1 protein-coding gene is annotated in these 561 nt (G+C 41.7%); it reads right to left on the bottom strand.

Annotated elements, in window-relative coordinates:
• Window positions 1–561: sensor histidine kinase (locus ACNOHI_RS25385; RefSeq protein WP_420477499.1), on the bottom strand; the 561-nt coding region annotated here is incomplete at both ends.

Below are 561 nucleotides of genomic sequence, written 5' to 3'. Positions count from 1 at the left end.
TTTTGGAACTCCTCATTATCTTCAACCGAAAGGATCACTACCTGTTCTCGCTCGTCCGCTTTTTTGTCATTAGAAAGTGAACACAGATCTCCGTGCTGTTGTGAAATCGCCCGGTCTGTTTTGTCGAGAAATAGGATGACATCGTCCTGATGCAGAGGGACTTCAATTATAAAGCTGTTATACGGAGTATACGGATCGAGGCGGATCGTCCCATTATGCAGTGCAATCAATGATTGAGCCAGCGGCAATCCTAGTCCCGAGCCCTCAACATGTTTCTTTAACTTGAAAAAAGGTTCAAAGACCTTTTCGGCATATTCCTGAGGTATCCGGTCGCCATCATTTTCTATCACAATACGGCAATATGTTGTACCACCTCTTACCATGATTCTAATAAAGCTTGCCGAATGTTTTAACGCATTTCCTAATAAATTGCTGACAATCTTAGTAAAAACCTCGGGGTCTGCATCAATAACGCAGCTTTCACAAAGGAAGTCAAAATCCAGTTTAATGCCTTTTAATGTTGCAGTTGGAATAAAGTCCTGAGCCGTGTTTTTTATAAGA

Origin of the sequence: Noviherbaspirillum sp. ST9, from assembly GCF_048799745.1 — a bacterium.
Taxonomy (GTDB): domain Bacteria; phylum Pseudomonadota; class Gammaproteobacteria; order Burkholderiales; family Burkholderiaceae_D; genus Noviherbaspirillum.
The sequence above is the reverse complement of the archived record's forward strand: the minus strand, read 5'-3'. Positions and strand labels throughout refer to the sequence as shown.